This is a genomic window from Aliiruegeria haliotis (assembly GCF_003003255.1).
Classification (GTDB): domain Bacteria; phylum Pseudomonadota; class Alphaproteobacteria; order Rhodobacterales; family Rhodobacteraceae; genus Tropicimonas; species Tropicimonas haliotis.
The window spans coordinates 86,283-108,745 of sequence record NZ_PVTD01000008.1; the positions used below are offsets into that span (position 1 = coordinate 86,283).

Sequence of the window (22,463 nt, forward strand, 5' to 3'; positions counted from 1 at the left end):
TCACATTGAATGTGGTCGTTAGCGCAAACTCATCGAGCGATCAAAGAATCATCCGTCTCTCCGGGATCTGTTAACCGCTGTCGGTCATGATGCTGAACGCTGTCGAAACCCCGGCGAAGCTGGGCAATTGCGGCGTCCAATACACCTGCCAGCACACGAGGCAACCAAAAATGGAGAGCATTCAGCGATGGGCCGTGGTTGCGACCGTCATGGAGCCGACAAACCTCGTTCTGGCGTTTGCGGCGCACCACCTTGGCCTTGGTGCCTCGGAAGTTCACCTGTTCCTAGATGACCCCGGCGACCCATGTGCCAACATGCTCCGGCGCCTTCCCCGCTGCTACATCACGCGATGCGATGACTGGTACTGGTCCGAAGTTCGGAATCGAGACCGGCCGCTGCTCCAGTCCCAGAGGCAAGCAGCGAATGCCACCTGGGCCTACAACCGGACCGAGGCCGACTGGTTGCTGCACATCGATGCCGACGAGTTTCTTCAACTGGACAGGCCGCTTCCTCAGATCCTTTCCCGTCTCGGCGATGAGGTGGACTGGTTGCGCATCCCGAACCATGAGCGGGTCTGGCTCGCCGCCGAGACCCCCGTCACGATTTTTGACGGCGTGTTCCGCTCCCCTCGCCGAATGCCCGATGACGTCTACCGCCGAACTCCTCGCGGCAATGCGCGGTTCCTGCGGCGCGGGCTCGCGGGCTATCCGAATGGCAAATCCCTTTCCCGAACGGGCCGTGGGCTTCGGATCGGTGCCCACGCACCACACGCCAACACTACGGGAAACCACGCGCTGCCCGCCGGGAGAACCTCGCCCGACGCCCGCCTTCTCCATTTCGACGGCCTGACACCCCTGCACTGGGCCCTGAAGACACTTCGCTATGCAGCGGTGGACGACAGAAACATCACTGAACTGCTGCACCCCGAACGACAGGCTCAGGTACGCCATGTCCGTGACGCCTGCCACGACCTGCAAGCCGTTCTGGCCTTTCATCGGGACCTCTTTGTCCTCGACCCATTGGAAGCCGATGCCCTGCGTAGGCGCGGGGCGCTTTTCCGGTCGCGCATTGCGCCACAAAGGGACCTGGCATGGCTGCTACCGGATCATACGCCGCGTTTTGCTCCAACAGACTTTGACGAATCGCTGGACTCGAAGGGCGCAGTGCACCTGATGCAAGGAGATGGAGGATGCCTCTCCCCTTGTCCTCAGCCGGCGGTTTTCGGGTCGGCCTTGACTGCGCCAACGCCTCCACCGGGGACGATTGCCGCGCGGGCCTGATCCTTAGCTAGCGCCGGCCCACCGTCCTGCTCCGCCCGCAAGGTCGCAAAGAGGTCATAGTCGGCGCGGTAGTGCTTCTCGATCAATCTGCGTGTGGCGTGCGTCATCTGGACGTCACTGGTCCGGGCCCGGTTCGTATGGGGGACCTCGATCTCGGGACCAAGGCCGGCTTGATTTCCGATCCAGCGGCAGATCTTGTCGAGTCCGTCCTCGAGGAAAAAAACCCTGAGACCCGCCCGGAAGAACTCCGACTGCGGTCTGAAGTGGTTGTTGCCCTTGTACGGCCATCGTTTCTGGATCCAGAAGACGCCGCGCACCCATGTGTCGAAATCGATCGCCCATTCGCGGCCCATGAAAGGATAGCTGCGAGCCTTCCGACCACGAACATGCGCCCATGTGCGCAACAGGTGATTGGCCGGGTTCAGCGACCGCCCCGGCGGGCCGGCATACATGCCATAGCTGCTAACCAACCGTTCGACCGGATCACGGAAGACGATGAAACCGTGGTCGAAGAAACGGTCGGGCACGAAGCGCGTGTGCAGATCGGCATGGATATGGTCAACGGTGCATTTCGACCAGGTGGTGGCGCCGTGCCCGTCAAAGGCCGTCACGCCATGCGTGTCGAGAAACCGCTTGATGCTGGTTCCACCACATTTCGGGACATGCACGAAGAAGAACAGGTGGCCGTTGACACGTGCGATGGGCATGTTCGGCTCCGACTACGGCCACAGGACCGCAGACGTGCGATGCCATGGGGTTGGTGCCCGACGAATTGATCCCCTCGCCGCTCAAATTGTCACGGCTGTTCTCACGATGGCATTGCCCGGCCTTCCACCCATTGAGGGCCGGGCAATGCCGATATCAGTTTAGGCCAGCGACGGGTCGATGCCCTTGCACGCCTCGACCAGGCCCTTCACCGCGCCGACCGAGTTGTCGAACATGGCCTGCTCTTCCTTCGAGAGCTTGATGTCGACGACCTTCTCGACACCGCCGGCACCGATGATGGTCGGCACACCGACATAGGTGTCCTTCAGGCCCAGCTCGCCATCGCAATAGGCGGCGCAGGGCAGCAGGCGCTTCTGGTCCTTGAGGTAGGCTTCCGCCATCTCGATCGCGGAGGTCGCCGGAGCGTAGTAGGCCGAGCCGGTCTTCAGCAGACCAACGATCTCGGCGCCACCGTCACGGGTGCGCTGTACGATAGCGTCCAGCTTCTCCTGCGTGGTCCAGCCCATTGCGACCAGATCCGGCAGCGGGATGCCGCCAACGGTGGAGTAGCGCACGGAGGGCACCATGGTGTCGCCGTGGCCGCCGAGCACAAAGGCCGTGACGTCCTTCATCGAAACGTCGAACTCGACGGAGAGGAAGTGACGGAAGCGGGCCGAGTCCAGTACACCCGCCATGCCGCAGACCTTGTTGGTCGGCAGGCCGGAGAACTGCTGCAACGCCCAGACCATCGCGTCCAGCGGGTTGGTGATGCAGATCACGAAGGCGTCGGGGCAGTTGTCGCGGATGCCTTCGCCAACGGATTTCATGACCTTCAGGTTGATGCCCAGAAGATCGTCGCGGGACATGCCGGGCTTGCGCGGCACACCGGCAGTCACGATGCAGACGTCGGCACCGGCGATGTCGGCATAGTCCTGCGTGCCTTTCAGCTTGGCATCGAAGCCCTCGGACGGGCCGGACTCGGCAATATCGAGCGCCTTGCCCTCCGGGGTACCTTCGGCAATATCGAACAGGACGACGTCGCCGAGTTCCTTCATCGCGGCGAGGTGAGCAAGCGTGCCACCGATCTGACCGGCGCCGATAAGGGCAATCTTGGGTCTGGCCATTGGAGAGTTTCCCTAGGTTGGTTTCACTTCGGCGCAGTGCCTAGCCATTTGGGGGGGCTGGCGCAACCGGATGGCAGCGCGGCACAAGGCTGCACTTGCCGGGACAGGAGCGCCCTGAAGGCGGTAACACGCCGGAAAGGCGCAATTCCCGGCACTCAGGGGCCGATGGCCGCACGTCCCGCGTCCTCCGTCCCGCCGCTCCAAGTGCCGCGATCCAGTGGTTTTCTCGTTCCGAAAGCGACCGATTCTCGGGCAAAAGGCAGTTCCCTCGGGCAGAGCTGTGCGCAACAGGCTGAAGCGCGGGACAATCTCGCGTTCCTGCCAGGCGCAGCGATACCGGGACCACCCGTTGCAGGTGCGGCTTCCTTGCTAGCGTTCGCCGGATGCGAGACGCGTGGACATGGGCTTCCCCCGGAGCAATGTCACGAACGCTCCCAAAACTGTCTCGACCGCCAAGGTTGGGAACGGAATTCAGCCCTCGGCAAGGTGTTTGCGGCAACGGAAGCGCCGCCGCGCCGCACCCTCGCGCAAAATTCTTGCGCATTTCCGCAGTGCGGCATTTCATATCTTGCGCGCGCAGAAAAGGTGTGCTCTCTGCAAATCTCGAAACGACAGGAGAGAGACATGGATCTTGCCGCCCGCCCCTATCGCTCTGTGCTCTATATTCCGGGGTCGAAGGACCGTGCCCTGGTAAAGGCGAAGTCCCTTCCCGTCGATGCGATTATCTTCGACCTCGAAGATGCTGTCGCGATCGATGAGAAGGCGAATGCGCGCAGGTTGCTGGTCGAGACACTCAAATCCGGCGGTTATGGAGCGCGCGCGCAAATCGTCCGCCTCAATGGCATGGATACCGAATGGGGCCCCGACGACCTTGAGGCGGTGGTGGAGATCGGACCGCAGGCGGTCCTGTTGCCCAAGGTCGAAACGGTCGCGCAGATTGAGGCTATCACCGCAAGGCTTGATGCCGATCCGGCCTGTGTCGACACGCAGATCTGGGCCATGATGGAGACCCCCCGCGGTATTCTGAATGCAGGCGCCATCGCCGCCGCACCCCGGATGGGCGGTTTCATCATGGGCACCAACGACCTCGCCAAGGAGCTGAACTGCCGATTCCGCCCCGACCGGCTGCCCATGCAGACCGCGCTGCAGACCTGCCTGCTCGCCGCTCGGGCGGCCGGAATCATCTGTGTCGATGGTGTCTACAATGCGTTCAAGGATGACGATGGCCTGAAGGTCGAGTGTGAACAGGGGCGCGACCTTGGCATGGATGGCAAGACGCTGATCCATCCCGCCCAGATTGCCACCGCGAATGCAGCCTTTGCACCGACGGACTCGGAGATTGACCTCGCCCGCCGCCAGATCGCCGCCTTCGAGGCCGCCGAAGCGGAGGGGCTCGGTGTCGCTGTTGTCGATGGAAAAATCGTGGAGAATCTGCATATCGTGACCGCGAAGGCCACGCTGGCGAAAGCGGAGGCCATTTCTGCATTGGCCTAGGAGATCCCCATGAGCTGGCTTCTATTGATACTTGGCGTCGCACTCTGGTGGGGGGCGCATCTCTACAAACGTGTCGCCCCCGACAAACGGGCGATGATGGAGGACAACCAGGCCAAGATGATGGTCACCGGGGGCCTCGTCGCGGCGGTCGTCCTGATGGTGGTCGGCTATCGTGCCGCGCCCTTCGTGGAAATCTGGTCGCCGCCGTCTTTCCTGCGCCACATCAACAACCTGATCATTCTGATCGCGATCTACATGATGAGCCCTGCCCCGAAGAAAGGGGCACTGCTGAACGGCATGCGGCACCCGATGCTGGCCGGGTTCAGTCTCTGGGCCATCGCGCACCTGCTGGTGAACGGCGATCTTGCCGGGATCATCCTGTTCGGCGGTCTGCTCGGCTGGTCGCTGGTCACGCCGGGAATCATCAACCGTGCCGAACCCGACTGGACACCGCCCGAGGCCGGCAGCATCGCCAAGGACGCGATGTTCCTCGCCGCCAGCGTCGTCTTGTTGGTGGTTATCGGCTTCATCCACGGGTGGCTTGGCTACCCGGTCTTTGGGAGCGGACAATGAAACTCTACCGATTTCTGAGCGAGGACGACACCTCGGCCTTCTGCCACAAGGTGACAAAGGCGCTGAACGATGGCTGGCATCTCCACGGCGATCCCACCTACGCCTTCGACGCCACAAAAGGCGTCATGCGCTGCGGTCAGGCCGTGGTGAAGGACGTACCGGGAATATACAGCCCGGACATCAAACTGGGAGAACACTGAACCATGGCCAAGACCAATCCGGGCCGCTTCTTCGAGGATTACCGGCTGGGCGAGGTAATTGCGCACGCCGTGCCGCGCACCGTTTCCGGGGGAGAGCGGGCGCTGTACCACGCTCTCTACCCGGCCCGCCACGCGTTGGCATCCTCGGATGAGTTTGCCCGGGCCTGCGGTCTGCCGGTCTCTCCCATGGACGACCTGATCACGTTTCACACGGTGTTCGGAAAGACGGTTCCGGACATCTCGCTCAATGCTGTGGCCAACCTCGGCTATGCAGAGGGTCGCTTTCTGGCGCCGGTCTATCCCGGTGACACCCTGCGGTCCGAGAGCGAAGTGATCGGGTTGAAACAGAACTCGAACGGCAAGTCCGGCGTGGTCTATGTCCGCACCACTGGGCGCAACCAGGACAATCAGAGCGTGCTGGAATACGTTCGCTGGGTCATGGTCCGGAAGGGCAATCTGGATGCGCCGGCCCCGGACACGACGATTCCGGAACTGGCCGATGTGGTGTCGCCAGACGACCTGGTGCTTCCGGAGGGATTGGATTTCACCGGCTACGACTTCGCCCTCGCGGGCGAGCCGCACCGCTGGGGCGACTACACTGTGGGCGAGCGGATCGACCATGTCGATGGCGTGACGATCGAGGAAGCCGAGCACATGCTGGCCACCCGGCTCTGGCAGAACACCGCCAAGGTGCATTTCGACGCCACCTTCCGCCCGGATGGCAGGCGCCTGATCTATGGGGGTCATGTGATTTCCATGGCACGGGCGCTGAGTTTCAATGGACTTGCAAATGCATCGATGATCGTCGGGTTGAATGGCGGTGCACATGCGAATCCCTGCTTCGCGGGGGACACAATCAAGGCCTGGACGGAAGTCCTCGGCAAGGCAGAGACCTCCGCACCGGGAGTTGGCGCGCTGCGACTGCGGCTCGTCGCAACGAAGGGCGCGCCCTTCGAGTTGAAGGGGGAGGACGGGAAGTACCTCCCGGATGTGCTCCTCGACCTGGACTATTGGGCGCTTGTTCCTGTTTGACCTGCCGAACCGGCAGGCGATGGAAGCGCGTCATGCAAGCCGGGTTTCCGCGGCTAGCCCAGCCCCTCGTAGCAGCGCCGCCTGACGCCTGTGTTGTTGGCTGGGCCGAGGGCCCCTCAGAGCGCAAGTTAGGTCGTTCGCAACCACCCGCTTCGCCCTACCCCGGCTTTCGCGAATGAGCGGGACTCAGGCAAGGTGCACAAGGCTCCAAAACCCACGCACAGGATCGCAGAGCGCCCGAAAGAGATATGCACGGGACGCATGATCGGTCGACCCGGATTCGCCGACGGCATACAGCCTTCAGAGTAATATCATTACAAAACAAATCACTACGACCTATTTCGTGCGGACACCGGATCACAGTCGCCTGGCGCACACCGCCGGATTGCGCCAATAAACCGCGCCCAATGCGGCCTCATCCACGTGACACGCGCACCAGATGCATTAGGAAGAGTGCAAATGCGGGACCTGTACCGCGCCAGCAAAGGAGCCAGGCACATGACTGCTGATGTGAACCGGGGAAATCGACCTCGGTCGCCGCACCTCTCCATTTATCGTCCGCACATTCTGATGGTCAGCTCGATCCTCATCCGGATCTCGGGCAACGGACTGACGGTGGGTATTCTTCTCATGCTGTGGTGGCTTCTTGCCGCTGCCGCCGGCCCCGAGGTCTACGCGGCGCACAACGAATGGCTCACCGGCTGGTGGCTGGCCTACATCGTTTGGTTCGGCATCATCTGGGCGCTCTGGTACCACATGCTGGGCGGCATCCGTCACATTATCTGGGACGAAGCCATCGGGCTTGATCTGCCGACGGCCGAAAAACTCGGCTGGGCGCTGGTCTTCGGCTCGGTCGCTGGCACCGTCCTGACCTCGATCATCCTGCTCATTGTCTGACCCGGAGGAAGCCATGTCCTATCTGACAGATCGCAAGCGCGCCTCCGGCAAGGGCTCGATCGCCCACGGGGCCGAGCACCAGCTGGAAGTCACCACCAGTTCCTACATGATGGCCGCCCTGGTCATCCTGTTCCTGTTCTGCATCGCGCCACTCATCGGCGCCCCCTACGAAGTCGTCGTCGAAGGCCTCACCCGGCCCTTCAACATGGTCATCATGGGCCTCTTCGTGGTCTCGGCCACCTATCACTGGCGCTTCAACATCAAGAAGGTGTTCGAAGACTACGTTCCGCACGGCTTTGATTTTGCCGGTGTCATCATCACCACCGCGCTTGGCTGGTTCTTCTGCGGCCTGGGCCTCTTTGCCCTGGTCAAGATCCTGATCGCTTCCATGATCGCCGGCTAAGGCTTCGGAGAGAAAAATGTCCGCATACGAAATCACTCACCACAAATACGACGTTGTCGTCGTAGGTGCCGGTGGCGCCGGCCTTCGCGCGACCCTCGGCATGGCCGAACAGGGTCTGAAGACCGCCTGCGTCACCAAGGTGTTCCCGACCCGCTCGCACACTGTCGCCGCCCAGGGCGGCATCGCGGCCTCGCTTGGCAACATGGGCCCCGACAGCTGGCACTGGCACATGTACGACACCGTGAAGGGGTCCGACTGGCTCGGCGACACCGACGCGATGGAATACCTGGCCCGCGAGGCACCCAAGGCCGTCTACGAGCTGGAGCACTACGGTGTGCCCTTCTCGCGCACCGAAGAAGGCAAGATCTACCAGCGCCCCTTCGGCGGCCACACCACCGAGTTCGGCGAAGGCCCCCCGGTGCAGCGGACGGCTGCTGCCGCCGACAGGACCGGCCACGCCATCCTGCACACGCTCTACGGCCAGTCGATCAAGGAAGACGCCCAGTTCTTCATCGAGTACTTCGCCACGGACCTGATCATGTCCGAGGATGGTGTGTGCCAGGGTATCCTTGCCTGGAAACTCGATGACGGCACGCTTCATGCCTTCAACGCCAAGATGGTTGTCCTTGCGACTGGTGGATATGGCCGCGCCTACTTCTCCGCGACCTCGGCACATACCTGCACAGGCGACGGCAACGCCATGGTCGCCCGCCAGGGGCTTCCCCTGCAGGACATGGAGTTCGTTCAGTTCCACCCGACCGGCATCTACGGTTCGGGCTGCCTGATCACCGAGGGGGCCCGTGGCGAAGGCGGCTACCTGACCAACTCCGAAGGCGAGCGCTTCATGGAGCGCTACGCTCCGACCTACAAGGACCTCGCATCGCGCGACGTGGTTTCGCGCTGCATGACCATCGAGATCCGCGAAGGCCGAGGCGTGGGACCGAACAAGGACCACATTTCGCTGCACCTCAACCACCTGCCCCCCGAAACGCTCGCCGAGCGTCTGCCGGGCATCACCGAAAGCGCCGAGATCTTCGCCGGTGTGGACCTCACGAAAGAGCCGGTGCCGGTTCTGCCGACGGTCCACTACAACATGGGCGGCATCCCGACCAACTATTGGGGTGAAGTGCTCAACCCGACCGCCGACAATCCCGACGCAATCGCGCCGGGCCTGATGGCCGTCGGGGAAGCGGGCTGTGCCTCTGTGCACGGCGCCAATCGTCTCGGCTCCAACTCGCTGATCGACCTCGTGGTCTTCGGCCGCGCCGCCGCCATCAAGGCGGGTCAGGTGGTCGACCCCGCAGCGCCGAATCCGGAGTTGAACCAGGCGAGCCTCGACGCCGCGATCGCGACTTTCGACAAGTTCCGCTATGCCGATGGCTCGGTCACGACGGCCGATCTGCGGGACGAAATGCAGCGCACGATGCAGGCCGACGCCGCCGTCTTCCGGACCGACAAGACCCTCGCCGAGGGTGTCGAGAAGATGAAGGCGGTCGCTGCCAAGCTGGACGACGTGAAGGTCACCGACCGCTCGCTGGTCTGGAACACCGACCTGATGGAAACTCTGGAGCTGTCCAACCTGATGCCGAACGCCATGGCGACCATCGTCTCGGCCGAGGCACGCAAGGAAAGCCGCGGTGCCCACGCCCACGAGGACTACCCGGACCGCGACGACGAGAACTGGCGCAAGCACACGCTTGCGGTGGTTGACGGCCCGAATGTCGAACTCGAGTACCGTCCCGTGCACCTTGACCCGCTTACGGTCGAGGACGAAGGTGGAATCGATCTCAAGAAGATTGCACCAAAAGCGAGGGTTTACTGATGTTCAACCGGGCCAAACTTCTCACCACCGCACTTGCACTGGCTGTTGCCCTTCCGGGCGCCGCCTCCGCGCTCACCGCTGTCGAAGAACAGCGCAGCGTGATTCTGGACTGCAAGAAATCACGCGGAGTGGGCGGCGCGGCCTACCTGGAGCAACAGAAAGCCAATCCATCTTCCACGGCGATGTCGGTACAGATCGTTCCCTATGATCGTGTCACCTACATCGACGCGGATGCGATCAACGCCTGTGCGGCCCGGCGACTGGGGCTTGCCCCGGCTCAGGGCCGTTTGACCGCGAACCAACGCACGATTGTCCGGTCGATCAGGGCACCGGGCGGGTATCGCGGCATGGATTGCGGGCGAAACCCGACTATCCTTTTCAGGGGCGATCTCTATTGCCAGTGGGCGCGGCGCTGATGCGGCGCTCTCCCCGCATAACCCTCGAACCCAAGCCACGCGGCGGCCATGCTGCCGCCCGCAGAAAGCTGAGGTGACCTTATGGTTCAATTCACACTCCCCAAGAACTCGAAAGTCATGACGGGCAAGACATGGCCAAAGCCGGCCAATGCCAAGAATGTCCGGAAATTCGTGATCTATCGCTGGAATCCTGATGACGGGAAAAACCCGCAACTCGATACCTATTTCATCGATCTGGACGATTGCGGCCCGATGATTCTGGACGCACTGATCAAGATCAAGAACGAGATCGATCCGACGCTGACCTTCCGCCGCTCCTGCCGCGAAGGGATCTGCGGTTCCTGCGCGATGAACGTTAACGGGATCAACAAGCTTGCCTGTATCTGGGGCATCGACGACCAGAAGGGCGACATCAAGATCTACCCGCTGCCGCACATGCCGGTGGTGAAGGACCTGGTGCCGGACCTGACCCATTTCTATGCTCAGCATGCTTCCATCAAGCCCTGGCTGGAGACGAAGACACCCGCGCCGGAGAAGGAATGGCTGCAGTCGCCTGAAGATCGCGCCCTGCTGGACGGTCTTTACGAATGCGTGCTCTGCGCCTCCTGCTCGACCTCCTGCCCCGCCTATTGGTGGAACGGCGACCGGTATCTCGGACCGGCAGCCCTTCTGCATGCCTACCGCTGGCTCATCGACAGCCGTGACGAAGCCACGGGCGAGCGTCTGGATGACGTGGAAGATCCCTACAAGCTCTATCGCTGCCACGTGATCATGAACTGCACCCAGACCTGCCCGAAAGGCCTGAACCCGGGTGAAGCAATCGCCAAGATCCGCCTTATGGCGCAGGAACGCCTTCACTAGGCAACACGACAGTGACGACACGGAGCCCGGCCACTGGCCGGGCTTTTTCGTTGAGCCTGCCTTGGTGGACGATTGCCAGCGGTCGAAGTCTCGACCATGCTCCGGGCATCACAGCCAAACTGCCGAGCCTCTATGCAACACCCCGCCGACGCCGACGCCCGCCGCGCCATCGCTCCCGTGATCTGCTACCCGGTCGACACTTTGCCCCAGCCGGACATGCCCGCTCTCGGGAGACACCGGACCCGATTGGAGAAAACCGGCGAAGTCATCGTGCCCGCACGGGACGCGGCGTGTTTCCGGGTGCCTGCCGGGGGGGCCTTCCGGATCACTTCCATAGAGGGGCCGCAGGTTGGAGATCTGAACCTGTGGAATGCCAACGACCTGACCGAGCGTTTCTACTCCGGCAAGACAAGGGCGCTTCACGGCACCCATGTCACGACGGGCAACCGGCTTTGGTCGGGATTCCCGAAACTGCGCCCGATGGCGACAATCCTGCAGGACACTCTGGAATGGTATGGGATAGATGAGTTCGGTGGCTCTGTGCACGACGTAATCGGTACACGCTGCGATCCCTACACACACGCCCTCCTCTCGGGCGGGCATTATCACCACTGCTGCCACTCGAACCTGACCCGAGCGCTGGCGTCAGACACCGGGATGCCGCTTCAACATGCCGAAGCTCATGTCCACGACGTGCTCAACGTCTTCATGTGTACCGGGTTCACCCGTGACACGGGCCAGTACTTCATGAAGGCGAGCCCGGTCCGCCCCGGCGATTTCATCGAGTTCATCGCCGAAATTGACCTTCTCGGTGCTCTTTCGGCCTGCCCCGGCGGCGATTGCTCCTCCGAGCATTCCTCCGACGCCGCCGCGTGTCACCCGTTGAAGGTCGAGATCTTCAGCGGGCCAGCGACCGCCGACTGGACGGCGCCGGGCGCCGCCCCCTACGATCGCACGCACGGGCTCTCCGAATGAGCGATCACACAGGGGTCGGAAGGTCCCGCCCTTCTAGTGCCGCGCGGATATTGTCGAGGCAGAGCATCCCCATGTTGGTCCGCACTTCGAGTGTCGACGTGCCCATGTGCGGCAACAAAACGGCGTTGTCGAGGTCGCGCAATGCCTGCGGGACCTTGGGCTCGAACTCGTAGACATCGAGCCCCGCCCCGCCAATCCGCTTCTCCTGCAAAGCCTTGATGAGGTCGGCCTCGACCACGACATTGCCGCGGGCAATGTTCACCAGCACGCCAGTAGGTTTCATCGCCGCGATCTCTGCGGCGCCGATCAGGTGACGGGTCTGCGGGGTTGCCGGCACCGTCACGACCACGATGTCTGCCGTCGACATCAGGTCCTCGATCGTGTCGAGCTGCGTGGCAGGCAAGCCGGGGTCTTCCACCCGGGAGCGGTTGTAGAACACGATCGGCATGTCGAAACCGAAATGCGCGCGGCGGGCAACGGCCTTCCCGATCCGCCCCATCCCGACAATACCGAGCGTCTTGCCGGTCACGTGCATTCCCAGCAATTCCATCGGCCGCCAGCCTTCCCATTGACCGGACCGCACAAGCCTCTCGCCCTGTGCAGCACGCCGACAAGTCATCAGGACAAGTGTCATGCCGATGTCGGCCGTGGCATCGGTTACCGCGCCGGGAGTGTTGGAAACCGCGACACCTGCGGCCTTGGCGGCCGGTGCATCGATATGCTCGTAGCCGACACCGAAATTGGCAATGACCTTGCAACGGAAAGGGCCGGTCTCGAAGGTCTCGGCGCCGAAGGCGTCCCCGCCCATGCTGAGGATTCCGTCATAGTCATTTAGTGCCTGTCTGGCTTCACCGAGATCAAGCGGAATGCGCCCCGGGCGAACAGTCACCTCACCGAGGCGCGCAGCCTCCTCCAGAATCGCTTCGGGAAGCGTACGGGATATCAGGATACGTTTGGTCAATGCATTCGCCCTCCTACAGGGACATCTTGATCCGGGGTCAGCAACACAACCTCCCCATCCTCGTCGGGCACGCCAAGGAGAAGGACCTCCGACATGAACCGACCAATCTGGCGCGGTGGAAAGTTCACCACGCCCATCACCATTCGCCCCGCCAGCGTCTCGGGATCGTAGTGACGCGTGACCTGGGCAGAGGTCTTCTTCTCTCCGATCTCCGGCCCGAAATCGACCCAGATTTTCAACGCCGGCTTGCGCGCCTCCGGGTAGGGTTCGGCGCGCAGGACCCGTCCGACGCGAATGTCGACCTTCATAAAATCGTCGAAACTGATTTCGCTCACTTGCCCAGCTCCCGGCTCCTGTCCGCGGCGGCGCCGACCGCCTGGCACATCAGCGGCGGCAGACCGGTTTCCTCCGACATCAACACCTCAAGTGCCGCTGCCGTTGTCCCATTGGGAGACGTCACATTGATCCGAAGCTGCGCCGCGCTCTCGTCGGCCTGGGCGAGCAGTTCTCCTGCTCCGGCAACGGTTGCGCGCGCAAGCTGCATGGCAAGATCGCCGGGAAGCCCTTGAGCTTCCCCGGCGATCGCCATCGCCTCGACCATATGAAAGACATAGGCTGGCCCGGAGCCGGAGACTCCGGTCACGGCGTCCATCTGTCCCTCGTTCTCCAGCCGCACCACATCACCGACGGCGGAGAGGAAGAGTTCTGCCAGATCCATCTCGTCAGCGCCCGCGTGGTCATTGCCGATAATCGCCGTGATGCCTCGCCCGACAGCCGCGGGCGTGTTGGGCATGGCCCGAACCACGGGTGTGGCTGTACCCAAGGCCGACTCGTAGAAAGAGATCGGCGTGCCGGCAGCGACGCTCATGAACAACGTGCCGCCGCCACCCAATGCTGCGAGCCGGGGCAGCGCCTCTGCCATCATCTGCGGCTTGACTGCGACCAACACGATGGCCGGATCGTCCGGCAGATCCCCGTTCACAGAAACCCCTGTTGACGTCAGCCATTCCGACGGTGCGGGATCGATCACATGGACGGAGCTTGCGGGAAACCCGTCTGCCAGCCATCCCTGCAACATCGCAGATCCCATCTTTCCGCAGCCCAGCAGAACCAGCCCACGGGTTCGCACAGTTTCGATATCCATGGAGTACCCCTGATTATTCGGCGCGAGGTTAGAACTGCGAAGGAGCAATCGCAATGCCCGCCGAACGATGTGTTCGACGGGCATTCCTGCCTGCATGATATGCTGTTTGCGCCGGTTGGCAGACCCGGGTGTCAGGCCCGTCCGAAGGCTTCCGCGATGGCGACCTGCATCGCGTCCTTTGGCGACTGACCGCCCCAGACGACCAGCTGGAAGGCGGGATAGTAGCGCTCGGCGGCCATGACCGCAGTTCCGATCAACCGGTCTATCTGGTCCGGGCTCGCCATCTGACCCCCGGCAAGTACCAGACCATAGCGATAGGTCATCAGTTGTTGCTCCCGCCAGTAGGTGAAGGCGCCGGCCCAGCAATTGTCGTTGACCGTGTTCAGCGCCTCGTAAAGCTGACCGAGACGATCCTCCGGCGGCTCCATCTCGAATGTGCAGATCAGGCGCAGCGTCTCGTCGAAGGGCGACCAGGCCAGGGTGATCGAATAGGTCCGCCATTGCCCCTCGACCGCCATCGCGATCTGATCATCGGCGATGCGGTCAAAGTCCCAGGAATTGTCCTCCGCCAGCGCTTCGACAATGTCGATTGGATGTAGGTCTTCTGTCAGGAAGTCTTCGGATAGGGACATGCCTGGCCTCACTTCTTTCGCGCCCCGGCCAATTGACATGGCAACTAGGGCTAGGTGCCTGCTCTAGGTCCGGCGGTGCATGCCACCGTCCTTACCACATATGGTGCGGGCAAAGCGCCATGCCTGTAAAGAAGATTTTTTGTGACAAAGGCAATGCGACTCGCAAGATGTTGCGCGTTTGCGGAGATTTTGGGGCGTGACCGCGTTGGTCCGGATGGCATGATCGCCAAGGAAAAAAGGGAACGTAGCCGACTAAATTGGTGACGTTAACCAAGGTAAATCAATGATGAAGCGCCAATTTGACTCAGTTGAATTGGCGTGTCTTACCTCGGCTTTTCCACGGTCTGCTATCTCAGATCGTCCCAAATGCCGCCAACATCCGAAAAGGACGAGAATTGCTCGCGAAGCTCAGCGATATTCGGCACGTGCTCCAGGATGCTTGCGGAATTCTGGGATGTACCCGTCAGCGTCTGGTTCAACGCACTCTCATAGTCAGAGTTGGCGGAGACATCGACCCCCAGAAACTCCATCAATCCCGCGACTTTTTCTACCCCGACCGACGGGTCACCGTAGACCTCCTCGAAGAGCACCACGTGCGGGCGCTTTCCATGGGCCGAAAGTTGGCGCTTGAGCATTGCCCGCCGATTGCGTCCCGTCTCCAGAGCGCTCCGGACTTTCTCTGCTGAAATCGGCTCCAGCTTTATCCGCCCCGCGAGGATCTCAGGATAGCGCTCCTTCGCGCCGCTGGGTCCCCAGGCGCCAGTCTGCTGTGCAAGCTGCAACGACAACACCCGGTCAAGATCGTTTCGACGATCCAGGATCACGAAGCTGTAGGAGTGGTTTGCAGCCACCTCCAGCAGGGCTTTGTGAATTGGAACGGGCAGAAGATCATAGCAATGCTTAATGCAAGGACTGTCTTTCAAAGCCTCTTCCATGTCGCTCGACAGGGATTTGTGCTCGGCGTCCTGCTTAAAATTCCGCACGATCCAATGGAACGGGCGCTGCGCATTGAACGGCTCGTGATGCCATGGCTTGCGCCCGGACATCTGGGCCACAAGCGACGTCAATGACGTTCCGCCGGTTCGACGATACGTCCAGATCAGGCAGGGGTTCTTCATACGCTTCTCTTCGTTCGTCAACGTGCCCGACAGGGGCTACCGGGACTTGAGTGCGTCTTCCAGGGCATCGACACGCGCCTTCAGAGCCTCGTTCTCTTCGCGCGCCTTCTGGGCCATCGCCCGCGCCGCGTCGAATTCCTCGCGGGTGACGAAATCGCGGTCGGCCATCCAGCGGTCGATCATGGATTTGAAAGCGGTCTCCGCCTCGTCCTTCGCGCCCTGGGCCACACCCATCGCGTTGGTCATCAGCTGGGACATGTCGTCGAAAAGTCTGTTTCGGCTTTGCATGGGGTACCCGTCCGTTGCATCTGCCCACTATATGGCGCCCGAGACGGCAGGACTCAAGGTTGACTTCGCCGCAGCGACACAGGCAAGACCGGTCACGATGAAAGCCCTGATCCAATTTCCCGAACCCAGCCCGGAACTCTTCTCGATCACAATCCTCGGGATGGAGTTTGCCCTTCGGTGGTATGCGCTTGCCTATATTGGCGGGCTGTTGATCGGGTGGTGGATGATCACGCGCCTGCTGAACCGCCCGGCGCTCTGGCCCCGAGATACACCACCGATGCGCCCGGCTCAGGTCGAGGATCTGCTGACCTGGGTGATCCTCGGGGTGATCCTTGGCGGAAGGCTTGGATTCGTGCTGTTCTACAGGCCGGCATACTACCTGGCCAACCCGGCACAGATACTTGCGGTCTGGGAAGGTGGCATGGCCTTTCACGGCGGGCTCCTTGGCGTGATCGTGGCAGTCTGGCTCTATACCGGACGCCACGGGATCCCGCGCCTGGGCGCGGCCGATGCGATGGCAATTGCCACGCCGCCGGGGCTCTTCCTCGGACGGATCGCCAACTTTGTGAATGGAGAGCTTTGGGGGCGCCCCTCAGACGCGCCATGGGCGATGAAATTCCCGACCATGTGCAGCGATCCTGCCTACCAAGGCTGCGCCAGGACGGGCGAATGGTTCTACTATGGCAACGAGGTCGCGCGGCATCCGAGCCAGCTCTACGAGGCTGCGCTCGAAGGCGTGGTGCTTGGCGCGGTCTTGCTGTGGATGGCATTGGTCCGCAAGTCGCTGAAAGTGCCCGGACTGACTGCCGGTGTCTTCTTCGCAGGCTATGGCACGAGCCGATTCGTCGTCGAGTATTTCCGCCAGGCCGATCCACAGTTCATCACGCCAGAGAATCCGATCGGCTTTGTCATTGGCAGTGGTTCTGTCGGAATCACAATGGGGCAGTTCCTGTCGCTGCCCATGGTGGCCCTTGGGCTCGCATTGATCGCCATCGCACTGAGACAACGACCCGCACCCGAATGACCGCGCTCAAGCAACTCCTGATTCAACGAATTGCCGCGACGGGTCCGATGACGCTGGCCGATTTCATGGGGGAATGCCTGCTGCATCCGTCGTTTGGATACTACACCAACGAAACCGTCTTCGGGCGGCGCGGCGATTTCACCACGGCCCCGGAAATCAGCCAGATGTTCGGCGAACTCCTCGGCTTGCTGCTGGCGCAGGTCTGGATGGACCAAGGCCAACCCTCGGCGACACTGGCAGAGGTCGGGCCCGGGCGGGGGACATTGATGAGCGACGTGCTGCAGGCCACGCGCAAAGTTCCCGGGTTCGCAAAGGCCATGCAGGTGCACCTTGTGGAGGCCAGCCCACAGCTTCGGGCGCTTCAGGAGGAAGCGGTTCGAGGGTACGGCGCCAGATGGCACAACGCCCTCTCCGATCTTCCGGACGCTCCGCTTTTCCTGTTGGCCAACGAGTTCCTCGACGCCCTTCCGGTTCGGCAGTTTCGCCGGGACGGCACCGGCTGGCGAGAGTGTCTTGTCCACGCCGAAGGGGCCGACCTCCGCTTCGCGTTCTCCGAGATCGTCGACGTCCCCGCCATCGCCCACCGCCTCGTTGACACACAACCGGGAGAAATCGTCGAGTTCTGCCCCGCCCTGTCCGCCGCGATCGGCGAGATCTCGCGCCGGATTGCCCGGCACGGCGGATTGGCGGTGATCATCGACTATGGTGACTGGCGGTCCCGTGGGGATACCTTCCAGGCGGTGCAGTCGCACCAACCAGTGGACCCGCTGCTGGCGCCCGGCCAGGCCGACCTGACCGCACATGTGGATTTCGAGGCCGTCGCCCGCGCCGCGGCTATGGCCGGCGCGACCACCTCCCGAATGACCTCTCAGGGTGTTCTTCTGGAGCGGCTGGGCATAACCGCCCGCGCTCAACAGATCGCAGAAAGGCTGCCGGACAAGGAGGCGCTTGATTCGCATATCGCCGCGCATCAGCGCTTGACCCACCCGCAGGAAATGGGTTCGCTCTTCAAGACGATTGCGATCTACCGCCCCGGAACCCCGCCACCGCCAGGATTCGACCCATGACACTGGAAGTCCTGACAGCCGACATCCTGTCCCCGCTGCGGCACGGGTTCTTCACCCGGCATGGCGGCGCGTCCTCGGGTGTCTTCGAGGGCCTGAACTGCGGTCAGGGATCCTCCGATCAGGCGGAGATCGTGACCATCAACCGCGAACGCGTCGCGGCTGCCATGGGTGTTCAACTCCGAAATCTCGTGACGGTCCACCAGGTCCATTCGGCGGATGTGGTCACTGTCGACGCTCCATTGACCGAGAGCCGAAAGGCAGACGCCCTCGTGACCGCAACACCGGGTTTGGCCCTGTCGATCCTGACGGCGGATTGCCAGCCCGTTCTTTTTGCCGACCACGACGCCGGCGTGATCGGTGCGGCACATGCCGGCTGGCGCGGCGCCGTGGGCGGCGTGCTGGAAGCGACATTGGACGCGATGGAAGCCCTCGGCGCAGATCGCGCGAACACGCAGGCGGTCATCGGCCCAACGATCAGCCAGGGCGCCTACGAAGTTGGCTGGGACTTCTACGACACGTTTGCGGCCGAAGACCCCGACAACGCGCGTTTCTTTGCCAATGGCGAGGGAGAGCGGCCGATGTTCGACCTTCCGGCCTATGGCTTGCACAGGCTGCGGCGGGCCGGTGTGGGCCAGGCCACTTGGACGCGCCACTGCACTTATGCGGACCCCGGACGTTTCTATTCCTACCGTCGATCCGTGCACCGAAAGGAGGCGGATTATGGCCGCCTGATCTCGGCCATTCGGCTTTGAACCTCGCCAGCGCAGCCCCCTGACATTGGCGTGCGAGGCGCCGAGAATTGCCCGATTTTGCCTCAGACATGCCCCAATGCGCCGCCATGGTGGGTCCAAGACACGGGCCCCGACTGCGGCCAAGACAGATTGGAGAGGCACATGAAGACCAAGACACGCTGGATCGAAGCCATCATGCGGGAAGCCGAGACGCTGGAGGTTAGCCTTCCCTTTGAACGCGGCGCCGCGAGAGAGGCCATGATCGCCCGTCGCAGCGACACCGGTGCGGAGCGTATGTCGGCCTGATCCCGACACGAGCAGCAACACCGAGCGTTGCCAGGATCGCGATGGGCCACGGAGAAACACCGTGGCCTTCGTTGTTTCCGGCACGACCACACAGGCCCCGCATCAGGCTGGACCTCGATTCGCACGCGGTCCGCGATAGTGGCGGCGCGGTTCTCGCCCCGGAAACAAAACCTGCAGTGGCCGCAAGATTGACCCTCAGGAAGACGCAGAAGTCGACGGAACTTTGACAATCCGCCATCTGCGCTGACATTATCAACCGACAGAATAGTCGATCTGCGAACTGGTGGGGGCCACGGCAGATGTGACCGACCCGAAGGATCGATTACATGATGACCCCTCGCCAACCTGTCGCAGCGATCGCGACGGACCTCGCGGGCGAAACGCCCGCCACGGCAGACCGGACAGTACGCCCGGATCGGCAAACCCAGCGCGTGCAATCTCTCACCCGTCGATACGAGGTTTTGTACCTTAACGCGCTAGGCGATGTTGAGGACATGACCCGCGTGGCCCCTGCCACGCCGGTATTTGAGGATGCCTTTGCGGCGCTGGCACGCGGCACGCTCATTTCCACCGTCCACGGTCCTGTCGCTGTCGAGGATCTCCTTCCCGGCACACTTGTGGACACTGTCGAGAACGGACCTCAAATGCTGTTGTGGGTCGGTTCGATGACCGTCTATCCCGAGACCGCCGAGGTGCAGGGGGGCGAGGCGGCGCGGCTGACGCGACTCGCGACAGATGCATTCGGCCTCGGCCGCCCGATGCCCGACCTGATGCTCGGGCCACGGGCACGCGTTCTCTACCGGAACAGCCGGTGCGTTGAACTGCTCGGGACAAACCAGGCCTTCGCCCCGGCGCGTGGCTTCGTGGATGGCGTGAGCGTCATCGAGGTGGCGCCGGTTTCTCCGGTGCGCGTGTTCCACCTCGGCTTCCGAGGCCAGCAGATCCTGTTGGCCAATGGAATGGAGGTCGAGAGCTACCACCCCGGATCGCAGATCGAGGCAGTGATGGACCGCAACTCCCGGGACCTCTTCCTGAGCCTGTTCCCGCATGTAAGTGGTCTCGAGGATTTCGGACCGATGCACACGCCAAGACTGACCGCGTTTGAACTGGAGAACCTGCGGCTCGCCTAACCTCGTCCGATGTAGGGCATCTTGGTCGCCATCAGGGTCATGAACTGGACGTTCGCATGCAGCGGCAAATTGGCCATTTGCCAGACGGCATCGGCAACATGCTCCACTTCGATTGTGTCCGGCGGCGCCTGTCCGTCGGCGATCGCCTTATCGGTCACCTGTTGTAGGATCTCGGTCCGGGCGTTTCCGATGTCGATCTGTCCGCAGGCGATGTCGAAGGGGCGACCATCCAGCGAGATCTGACGGGTCAGGCCGGTGACACCATGCTTCGTGGCCGTGTAGGGCGCGGCACCCTCCCTCGGCATATAGGCCGAGATCGAGCCGTTGTTGATGATTCGCCCGCCTCCGGGATCCTGACGGCGCATCTGGCCAAAGGCAGCGCGCGCCGCGAGGAACATACCGGTCAGATTGACATCCATACAGGCCTGCCAGTCCGATACCGAGATTTCGTCGATCGACCCCAGGGGCGCAAGCATTCCGGCATTGTTGAACAGCACGTCCAGCCTGCCGGCATTCGACACAAATCGTTCCACGGCATGATCGACGGCCGCCGCATCGGTGATGTCTCCAGGCAGGATATGGGCGTTGTGCGCTCCATCCGCCACCGACTCCAAAGCTGCGCGACGCCGGGCAAAAAGCCCAACCTGCCAGCCCTCGTCCAGGAACTTCTTCGCCGTGGCCGCACCGATACCGCTCGACGCTCCGGTCATGAATATCGTCCCGCTCACCCTGGTTCCTCCTCCTGTTCCAATGACAACGCCGGGGCGGGCTTCGCCAAATCGTCAATCGACAAAGGCGCCTTGGGCTTGCCCAGCCGATACCGGGTGACCCAGAACAGCCGCTCTTCGGCACGTGTGATCGCAACGTATGCCAATCGTTTCCACAAGGGTTGCCCGGCCTCCACCCGCCCGGCCCGCGCCGCGGCATAGAGATCCGGCGCAAAGACCTGCACACTTGGCCATTGCGATCCCTGCGCCTTGTGGATCGTCACCGCGGCACCGTGGAGGAACGTTGCCCCCATACGTGCCGCATATGGGATGAAGGGTTCCTCCTCATCCGGTTTTTCGATCTTGATGATGGAAGCGGCCGAAAGCCGGGGATCCTCCGCGCCGATCACGTGGAGCCGGGAGAACCCGGCCTTGTTCCCTGCGCCAAGGTAGACCACCTGAGCGCCCTTGATGAGGCCGCGCGCCTCCAGGTCGAGTCTTTTCTTGCGGTGCTTTACCGGCAGTTCGATCCCGTCGCAGATCAGCGGCTCTCCCGGAAGCAACCCATCAGCGGGCGCCCCGTAGGCCGCCCGAAACGCACTAATCAGACGAATTCTGGTGGCATTGCGCCAAACCAGCACAGGTGACCGGGCCATCATCTCCGATTCCACCCGCTGGCCGATACGCACCCGATCGTCATCTTGTGCCGCGTCCTCGATCATGCGTTCGAACTGTTCGAACTCTAGATCCGGATCGGCCAATGCATGGGCCAGATCCAGGATCGGGTTGTCGCCGGACTGGCGGTGCACACGGTGCAAAACCATCTTCTGCGACTCGGGCAGAGTGTCGAAGACCATCGCGCCGCCGCTGTTGACCGGGGCAAGTTGCGCTGGGTCGCCGAACAGCAGCAATGTTGGGAAGATCTCCTGCAGATCCTCGAACTGTCGCTCGTCGAGCATCGAGCTTTCGTCGACAAATCCAATGTCGAGCGGCTCCTCGCGCCGCTTCCATCCAGTTATGAAATCGGACCCACGCAGCCCTGCCGCAGCCAGCGCACCGGGAATCGAACTGTGCGCTTGGTAGAATGCGTATGCCCTGTCGAGTGCCGCATCGGTCAGGCCCTCGATCTCCGGCCGATCGCCTTGTCCGGCAAGCCATTCGGCGATGTTCTCGTACTCGGGGTCGTAGACAGGCGTATATAGGATGCGGTGTATGGTCGTGGCAGGCACGCCGCGGCTTCGCAGAACGCTCGCCGCCTTGTTGGTTGGCGCCAGAATAGCCAGTGTCCGGCGGTCCTTCCGCTTGCGACCTTCCCAATCTCCGGAAACGACGTCGACACCCAGTTCCTGCAACTCTTGCGCAAGCCGCGCAAGCAGCAGAGTCTTTCCCGATCCGGCTTTGCCGACAATCGCCAGAGCCTTGTCCGTGCCACCGCCCGGCGGAAGCAGGGTTTCGTTCACGAGGTCAACACCGGATACAGCCAGAAGCTCGGATGCACGGTCCCAGGCATCTGCCTGGTCTTCGGAAAACTGGACTGCGGGTACGGCCATTTCGCGACCCTAGCCGCGCGCGA

At 62.4% G+C, this 22,463-nt stretch carries 26 protein-coding genes; 16 read left to right on the forward strand and 10 right to left on the reverse strand.

Translation table 11 applies throughout. The features are described from left to right. The first annotated feature begins 170 nt into the window (after positions 1 to 170). The gene (locus CLV78_RS17230; RefSeq protein WP_158263589.1) at positions 171 to 1,280 is read left to right on the forward strand and encodes a glycosyltransferase family 2 protein; all 1,110 of its coding nucleotides are present in this window, start codon (positions 171 to 173) and stop codon (positions 1,278 to 1,280) included. Here the strand turns inward: CLV78_RS17230 and CLV78_RS17235 are convergent. Then, on the reverse strand, positions 1,208 to 1,987 hold the full coding sequence (locus CLV78_RS17235) for a sulfotransferase family 2 domain-containing protein (RefSeq protein WP_106206335.1): 780 nt from the start codon (positions 1,985 to 1,987) through the stop codon (positions 1,208 to 1,210). The genes CLV78_RS17230 and CLV78_RS17235 overlap by 73 nt on opposite strands. Before the next feature lie 159 nt (positions 1,988 to 2,146). Further along, entirely contained in the window at positions 2,147 to 3,109 is a 963-nt protein-coding gene (gene mdh / locus CLV78_RS17240; protein WP_106206337.1) for a malate dehydrogenase, read from the reverse strand. Positions 3,110 to 3,733: 624 nt separating this feature from the next. Here mdh and CLV78_RS17245 point away from each other — a divergent pair. The 10 genes from CLV78_RS17245 to CLV78_RS17290 all read left to right on the forward strand — a co-directional run bounded on the left by CLV78_RS17245 (position 3,734) and on the right by CLV78_RS17290 (position 11,782). After that, on the forward strand, positions 3,734 to 4,603 hold the full coding sequence (locus tag CLV78_RS17245) for an HpcH/HpaI aldolase/citrate lyase family protein (RefSeq protein ID WP_106206339.1): 870 nt from the start codon (positions 3,734 to 3,736) through the stop codon (positions 4,601 to 4,603). Positions 4,604 to 4,612: 9 nt separating this feature from the next. After that, on the forward strand, positions 4,613 to 5,176 hold the full coding sequence (locus tag CLV78_RS17250) for an NnrU family protein (RefSeq protein ID WP_106206341.1): 564 nt from the start codon (positions 4,613 to 4,615) through the stop codon (positions 5,174 to 5,176). Continuing rightward, positions 5,173 to 5,376 carry a DUF1737 domain-containing protein gene (locus CLV78_RS17255; RefSeq protein ID WP_106206343.1) on the forward strand — a complete coding sequence of 68 codons (204 nt, stop codon included), beginning with the start codon at positions 5,173 to 5,175 and terminating at the stop codon, positions 5,374 to 5,376. The genes CLV78_RS17250 and CLV78_RS17255 overlap by 4 nt, the downstream gene beginning before the upstream one ends. 3 nt (positions 5,377 to 5,379) lie before the next feature. Then, entirely contained in the window at positions 5,380 to 6,408 is a 1,029-nt protein-coding gene (locus CLV78_RS17260) for a MaoC family dehydratase (protein ID WP_106206345.1), read from the forward strand. 498 nt (positions 6,409 to 6,906) lie between these two features. Beyond that, positions 6,907 to 7,305, forward strand: a complete 399-nt coding sequence (gene sdhC / locus CLV78_RS17265; protein ID WP_106206553.1) for a succinate dehydrogenase, cytochrome b556 subunit — start codon at positions 6,907 to 6,909, stop codon at positions 7,303 to 7,305. 13 nt (positions 7,306 to 7,318) lie between these two features. Then, positions 7,319 to 7,708, forward strand: coding sequence for a succinate dehydrogenase, hydrophobic membrane anchor protein (locus CLV78_RS17270; protein WP_106206347.1), 390 nt, complete (start codon positions 7,319 to 7,321; stop codon positions 7,706 to 7,708). A gap of 16 nt (positions 7,709 to 7,724) precedes the next feature. Continuing rightward, on the forward strand, positions 7,725 to 9,530 hold the full coding sequence (gene sdhA, locus CLV78_RS17275; RefSeq protein WP_106206349.1) for a succinate dehydrogenase flavoprotein subunit: 1,806 nt from the start codon (positions 7,725 to 7,727) through the stop codon (positions 9,528 to 9,530). Next, complete coding sequence (locus CLV78_RS17280; RefSeq protein WP_106206351.1) at positions 9,530 to 9,946, forward strand: hypothetical protein; 417 nt, start codon at positions 9,530 to 9,532, stop codon at positions 9,944 to 9,946. Before sdhA ends, CLV78_RS17280 begins: the two co-directional genes overlap by 1 nt. Positions 9,947 to 10,027: 81 nt before the next feature. Then, on the forward strand, positions 10,028 to 10,807 hold the full coding sequence (locus CLV78_RS17285; RefSeq protein ID WP_106206353.1) for a succinate dehydrogenase iron-sulfur subunit: 780 nt from the start codon (positions 10,028 to 10,030) through the stop codon (positions 10,805 to 10,807). 132 nt (positions 10,808 to 10,939) lie between these two features. Next, positions 10,940 to 11,782 carry an urea carboxylase-associated family protein gene (locus CLV78_RS17290; RefSeq protein ID WP_106206355.1) on the forward strand — a complete coding sequence of 281 codons (843 nt, stop codon included), beginning with the start codon at positions 10,940 to 10,942 and terminating at the stop codon, positions 11,780 to 11,782. Positions 11,783 to 11,786: 4 nt separating this feature from the next. Here the strand turns inward: CLV78_RS17290 and CLV78_RS17295 are convergent, their stop codons facing one another. From CLV78_RS17295 to CLV78_RS17320, 6 genes are all read right to left on the reverse strand, one after another. Further along, positions 11,787 to 12,743, reverse strand: a complete 957-nt coding sequence (locus CLV78_RS17295) for a 2-hydroxyacid dehydrogenase (protein ID WP_106206357.1) — start codon at positions 12,741 to 12,743, stop codon at positions 11,787 to 11,789. Then, positions 12,740 to 13,078 (reverse strand): tRNA-binding protein, encoded by a 339-nt coding sequence (locus tag CLV78_RS17300; RefSeq protein ID WP_106206359.1) that lies wholly within the window; start codon positions 13,076 to 13,078, stop codon positions 12,740 to 12,742. Before CLV78_RS17300 ends, CLV78_RS17295 begins: the two co-directional genes overlap by 4 nt. Continuing rightward, positions 13,075 to 13,887 carry a pyrroline-5-carboxylate reductase gene (gene proC / locus CLV78_RS17305; protein WP_106206361.1) on the reverse strand — a complete coding sequence of 271 codons (813 nt, stop codon included), beginning with the start codon at positions 13,885 to 13,887 and terminating at the stop codon, positions 13,075 to 13,077. Before proC ends, CLV78_RS17300 begins: the two co-directional genes overlap by 4 nt. 131 nt (positions 13,888 to 14,018) lie before the next feature. Further along, on the reverse strand, positions 14,019 to 14,519 hold the full coding sequence (locus CLV78_RS17310; RefSeq protein WP_106206363.1) for a type III secretion system chaperone family protein: 501 nt from the start codon (positions 14,517 to 14,519) through the stop codon (positions 14,019 to 14,021). Positions 14,520 to 14,866: 347 nt separating this feature from the next. After that, complete coding sequence (locus tag CLV78_RS17315) at positions 14,867 to 15,565, reverse strand: hypothetical protein (protein ID WP_146136720.1); 699 nt, start codon at positions 15,563 to 15,565, stop codon at positions 14,867 to 14,869. 108 nt (positions 15,566 to 15,673) lie between these two features. After that, complete coding sequence (locus CLV78_RS17320) at positions 15,674 to 15,925, reverse strand: accessory factor UbiK family protein (RefSeq protein WP_106206367.1); 252 nt, start codon at positions 15,923 to 15,925, stop codon at positions 15,674 to 15,676. A gap of 97 nt (positions 15,926 to 16,022) precedes the next feature. Between CLV78_RS17320 and lgt the strand changes: the two genes are divergently transcribed. From lgt to CLV78_RS17340, 5 genes are all read left to right on the forward strand, one after another. After that, a complete protein-coding gene (gene lgt / locus CLV78_RS17325; protein WP_106206555.1) occupies positions 16,023 to 16,949 on the forward strand; it encodes a prolipoprotein diacylglyceryl transferase in 927 nt (308 codons plus the stop codon). Continuing rightward, positions 16,946 to 18,016 carry a class I SAM-dependent methyltransferase gene (locus CLV78_RS17330; RefSeq protein ID WP_106206369.1) on the forward strand — a complete coding sequence of 357 codons (1,071 nt, stop codon included), beginning with the start codon at positions 16,946 to 16,948 and terminating at the stop codon, positions 18,014 to 18,016. The genes lgt and CLV78_RS17330 overlap by 4 nt, the downstream gene beginning before the upstream one ends. Further along, positions 18,013 to 18,768 (forward strand): peptidoglycan editing factor PgeF, encoded by a 756-nt coding sequence (gene pgeF, locus CLV78_RS17335; protein ID WP_106206371.1) that lies wholly within the window; start codon positions 18,013 to 18,015, stop codon positions 18,766 to 18,768. Before CLV78_RS17330 ends, pgeF begins: the two co-directional genes overlap by 4 nt. Positions 18,769 to 18,909: 141 nt before the next feature. Next, entirely contained in the window at positions 18,910 to 19,053 is a 144-nt protein-coding gene (locus tag CLV78_RS24010; RefSeq protein ID WP_158263590.1) for a hypothetical protein, read from the forward strand. Positions 19,054 to 19,379: 326 nt separating this feature from the next. Beyond that, positions 19,380 to 20,183: a Hint domain-containing protein gene (locus CLV78_RS17340; protein ID WP_106206373.1), complete on the forward strand. Its 804-nt coding sequence runs from the start codon at positions 19,380 to 19,382 to the stop codon at positions 20,181 to 20,183. Here CLV78_RS17340 and CLV78_RS17345 read toward each other — a convergent pair. Both CLV78_RS17345 and CLV78_RS17350 read right to left on the reverse strand, forming a co-directional pair. Then, positions 20,180 to 20,911, reverse strand: a complete 732-nt coding sequence (locus tag CLV78_RS17345) for an SDR family oxidoreductase (protein WP_245925140.1) — start codon at positions 20,909 to 20,911, stop codon at positions 20,180 to 20,182. The genes CLV78_RS17340 and CLV78_RS17345 overlap by 4 nt on opposite strands. Next, positions 20,908 to 22,440, reverse strand: coding sequence for an ATP-dependent DNA helicase (locus tag CLV78_RS17350; protein ID WP_106206377.1), 1,533 nt, complete (start codon positions 22,438 to 22,440; stop codon positions 20,908 to 20,910). Before CLV78_RS17350 ends, CLV78_RS17345 begins: the two co-directional genes overlap by 4 nt. Positions 22,441 to 22,463: the final 23 nt, after the last annotated feature.

Excerpts from the sequence above, each read along its gene's own strand:
- CLV78_RS17285 (WP_106206353.1), top strand. The coding sequence starts at position 10,028 with ATGGTTCAATTCACACTCCCCAAGAACTCGAAAGTCATGACGGGCAAG.
- pgeF (WP_106206371.1), top strand. The coding sequence starts at position 18,013 with ATGACACTGGAAGTCCTGACAGCCGACATCCTGTCCCCGCTGCGGCAC.
- CLV78_RS17235 (WP_106206335.1), bottom strand. The coding sequence starts at position 1,987 with ATGCCCATCGCACGTGTCAACGGCCACCTGTTCTTCTTCGTGCATGTC.
- mdh (WP_106206337.1), bottom strand. The coding sequence starts at position 3,109 with ATGGCCAGACCCAAGATTGCCCTTATCGGCGCCGGTCAGATCGGTGGC.
- CLV78_RS17245 (WP_106206339.1), top strand. The coding sequence starts at position 3,734 with ATGGATCTTGCCGCCCGCCCCTATCGCTCTGTGCTCTATATTCCGGGG.
- CLV78_RS17340 (WP_106206373.1), top strand. The coding sequence starts at position 19,380 with ATGATGACCCCTCGCCAACCTGTCGCAGCGATCGCGACGGACCTCGCG.
- lgt (WP_106206555.1), top strand. The coding sequence starts at position 16,023 with ATGAAAGCCCTGATCCAATTTCCCGAACCCAGCCCGGAACTCTTCTCG.
- sdhA (WP_106206349.1), top strand. The coding sequence starts at position 7,725 with ATGTCCGCATACGAAATCACTCACCACAAATACGACGTTGTCGTCGTA.
- CLV78_RS17270 (WP_106206347.1), top strand. The coding sequence starts at position 7,319 with ATGTCCTATCTGACAGATCGCAAGCGCGCCTCCGGCAAGGGCTCGATC.
- CLV78_RS17315 (WP_146136720.1), bottom strand. The coding sequence starts at position 15,565 with ATGTCCGGGCGCAAGCCATGGCATCACGAGCCGTTCAATGCGCAGCGC.
- CLV78_RS17350 (WP_106206377.1), bottom strand. The coding sequence starts at position 22,440 with ATGGCCGTACCCGCAGTCCAGTTTTCCGAAGACCAGGCAGATGCCTGG.
- CLV78_RS17320 (WP_106206367.1), bottom strand. The coding sequence starts at position 15,925 with ATGCAAAGCCGAAACAGACTTTTCGACGACATGTCCCAGCTGATGACC.
- CLV78_RS17290 (WP_106206355.1), top strand. The coding sequence starts at position 10,940 with ATGCAACACCCCGCCGACGCCGACGCCCGCCGCGCCATCGCTCCCGTG.
- CLV78_RS17310 (WP_106206363.1), bottom strand. The coding sequence starts at position 14,519 with ATGTCCCTATCCGAAGACTTCCTGACAGAAGACCTACATCCAATCGAC.
- CLV78_RS17255 (WP_106206343.1), top strand. The coding sequence starts at position 5,173 with ATGAAACTCTACCGATTTCTGAGCGAGGACGACACCTCGGCCTTCTGC.
- proC (WP_106206361.1), bottom strand. The coding sequence starts at position 13,887 with ATGGATATCGAAACTGTGCGAACCCGTGGGCTGGTTCTGCTGGGCTGC.
- CLV78_RS24010 (WP_158263590.1), top strand. The coding sequence starts at position 18,910 with ATGAAGACCAAGACACGCTGGATCGAAGCCATCATGCGGGAAGCCGAG.
- CLV78_RS17280 (WP_106206351.1), top strand. The coding sequence starts at position 9,530 with ATGTTCAACCGGGCCAAACTTCTCACCACCGCACTTGCACTGGCTGTT.
- sdhC (WP_106206553.1), top strand. The coding sequence starts at position 6,907 with ATGACTGCTGATGTGAACCGGGGAAATCGACCTCGGTCGCCGCACCTC.
- CLV78_RS17330 (WP_106206369.1), top strand. The coding sequence starts at position 16,946 with ATGACCGCGCTCAAGCAACTCCTGATTCAACGAATTGCCGCGACGGGT.
- CLV78_RS17250 (WP_106206341.1), top strand. The coding sequence starts at position 4,613 with ATGAGCTGGCTTCTATTGATACTTGGCGTCGCACTCTGGTGGGGGGCG.
- CLV78_RS17230 (WP_158263589.1), top strand. The coding sequence starts at position 171 with ATGGAGAGCATTCAGCGATGGGCCGTGGTTGCGACCGTCATGGAGCCG.
- CLV78_RS17260 (WP_106206345.1), top strand. The coding sequence starts at position 5,380 with ATGGCCAAGACCAATCCGGGCCGCTTCTTCGAGGATTACCGGCTGGGC.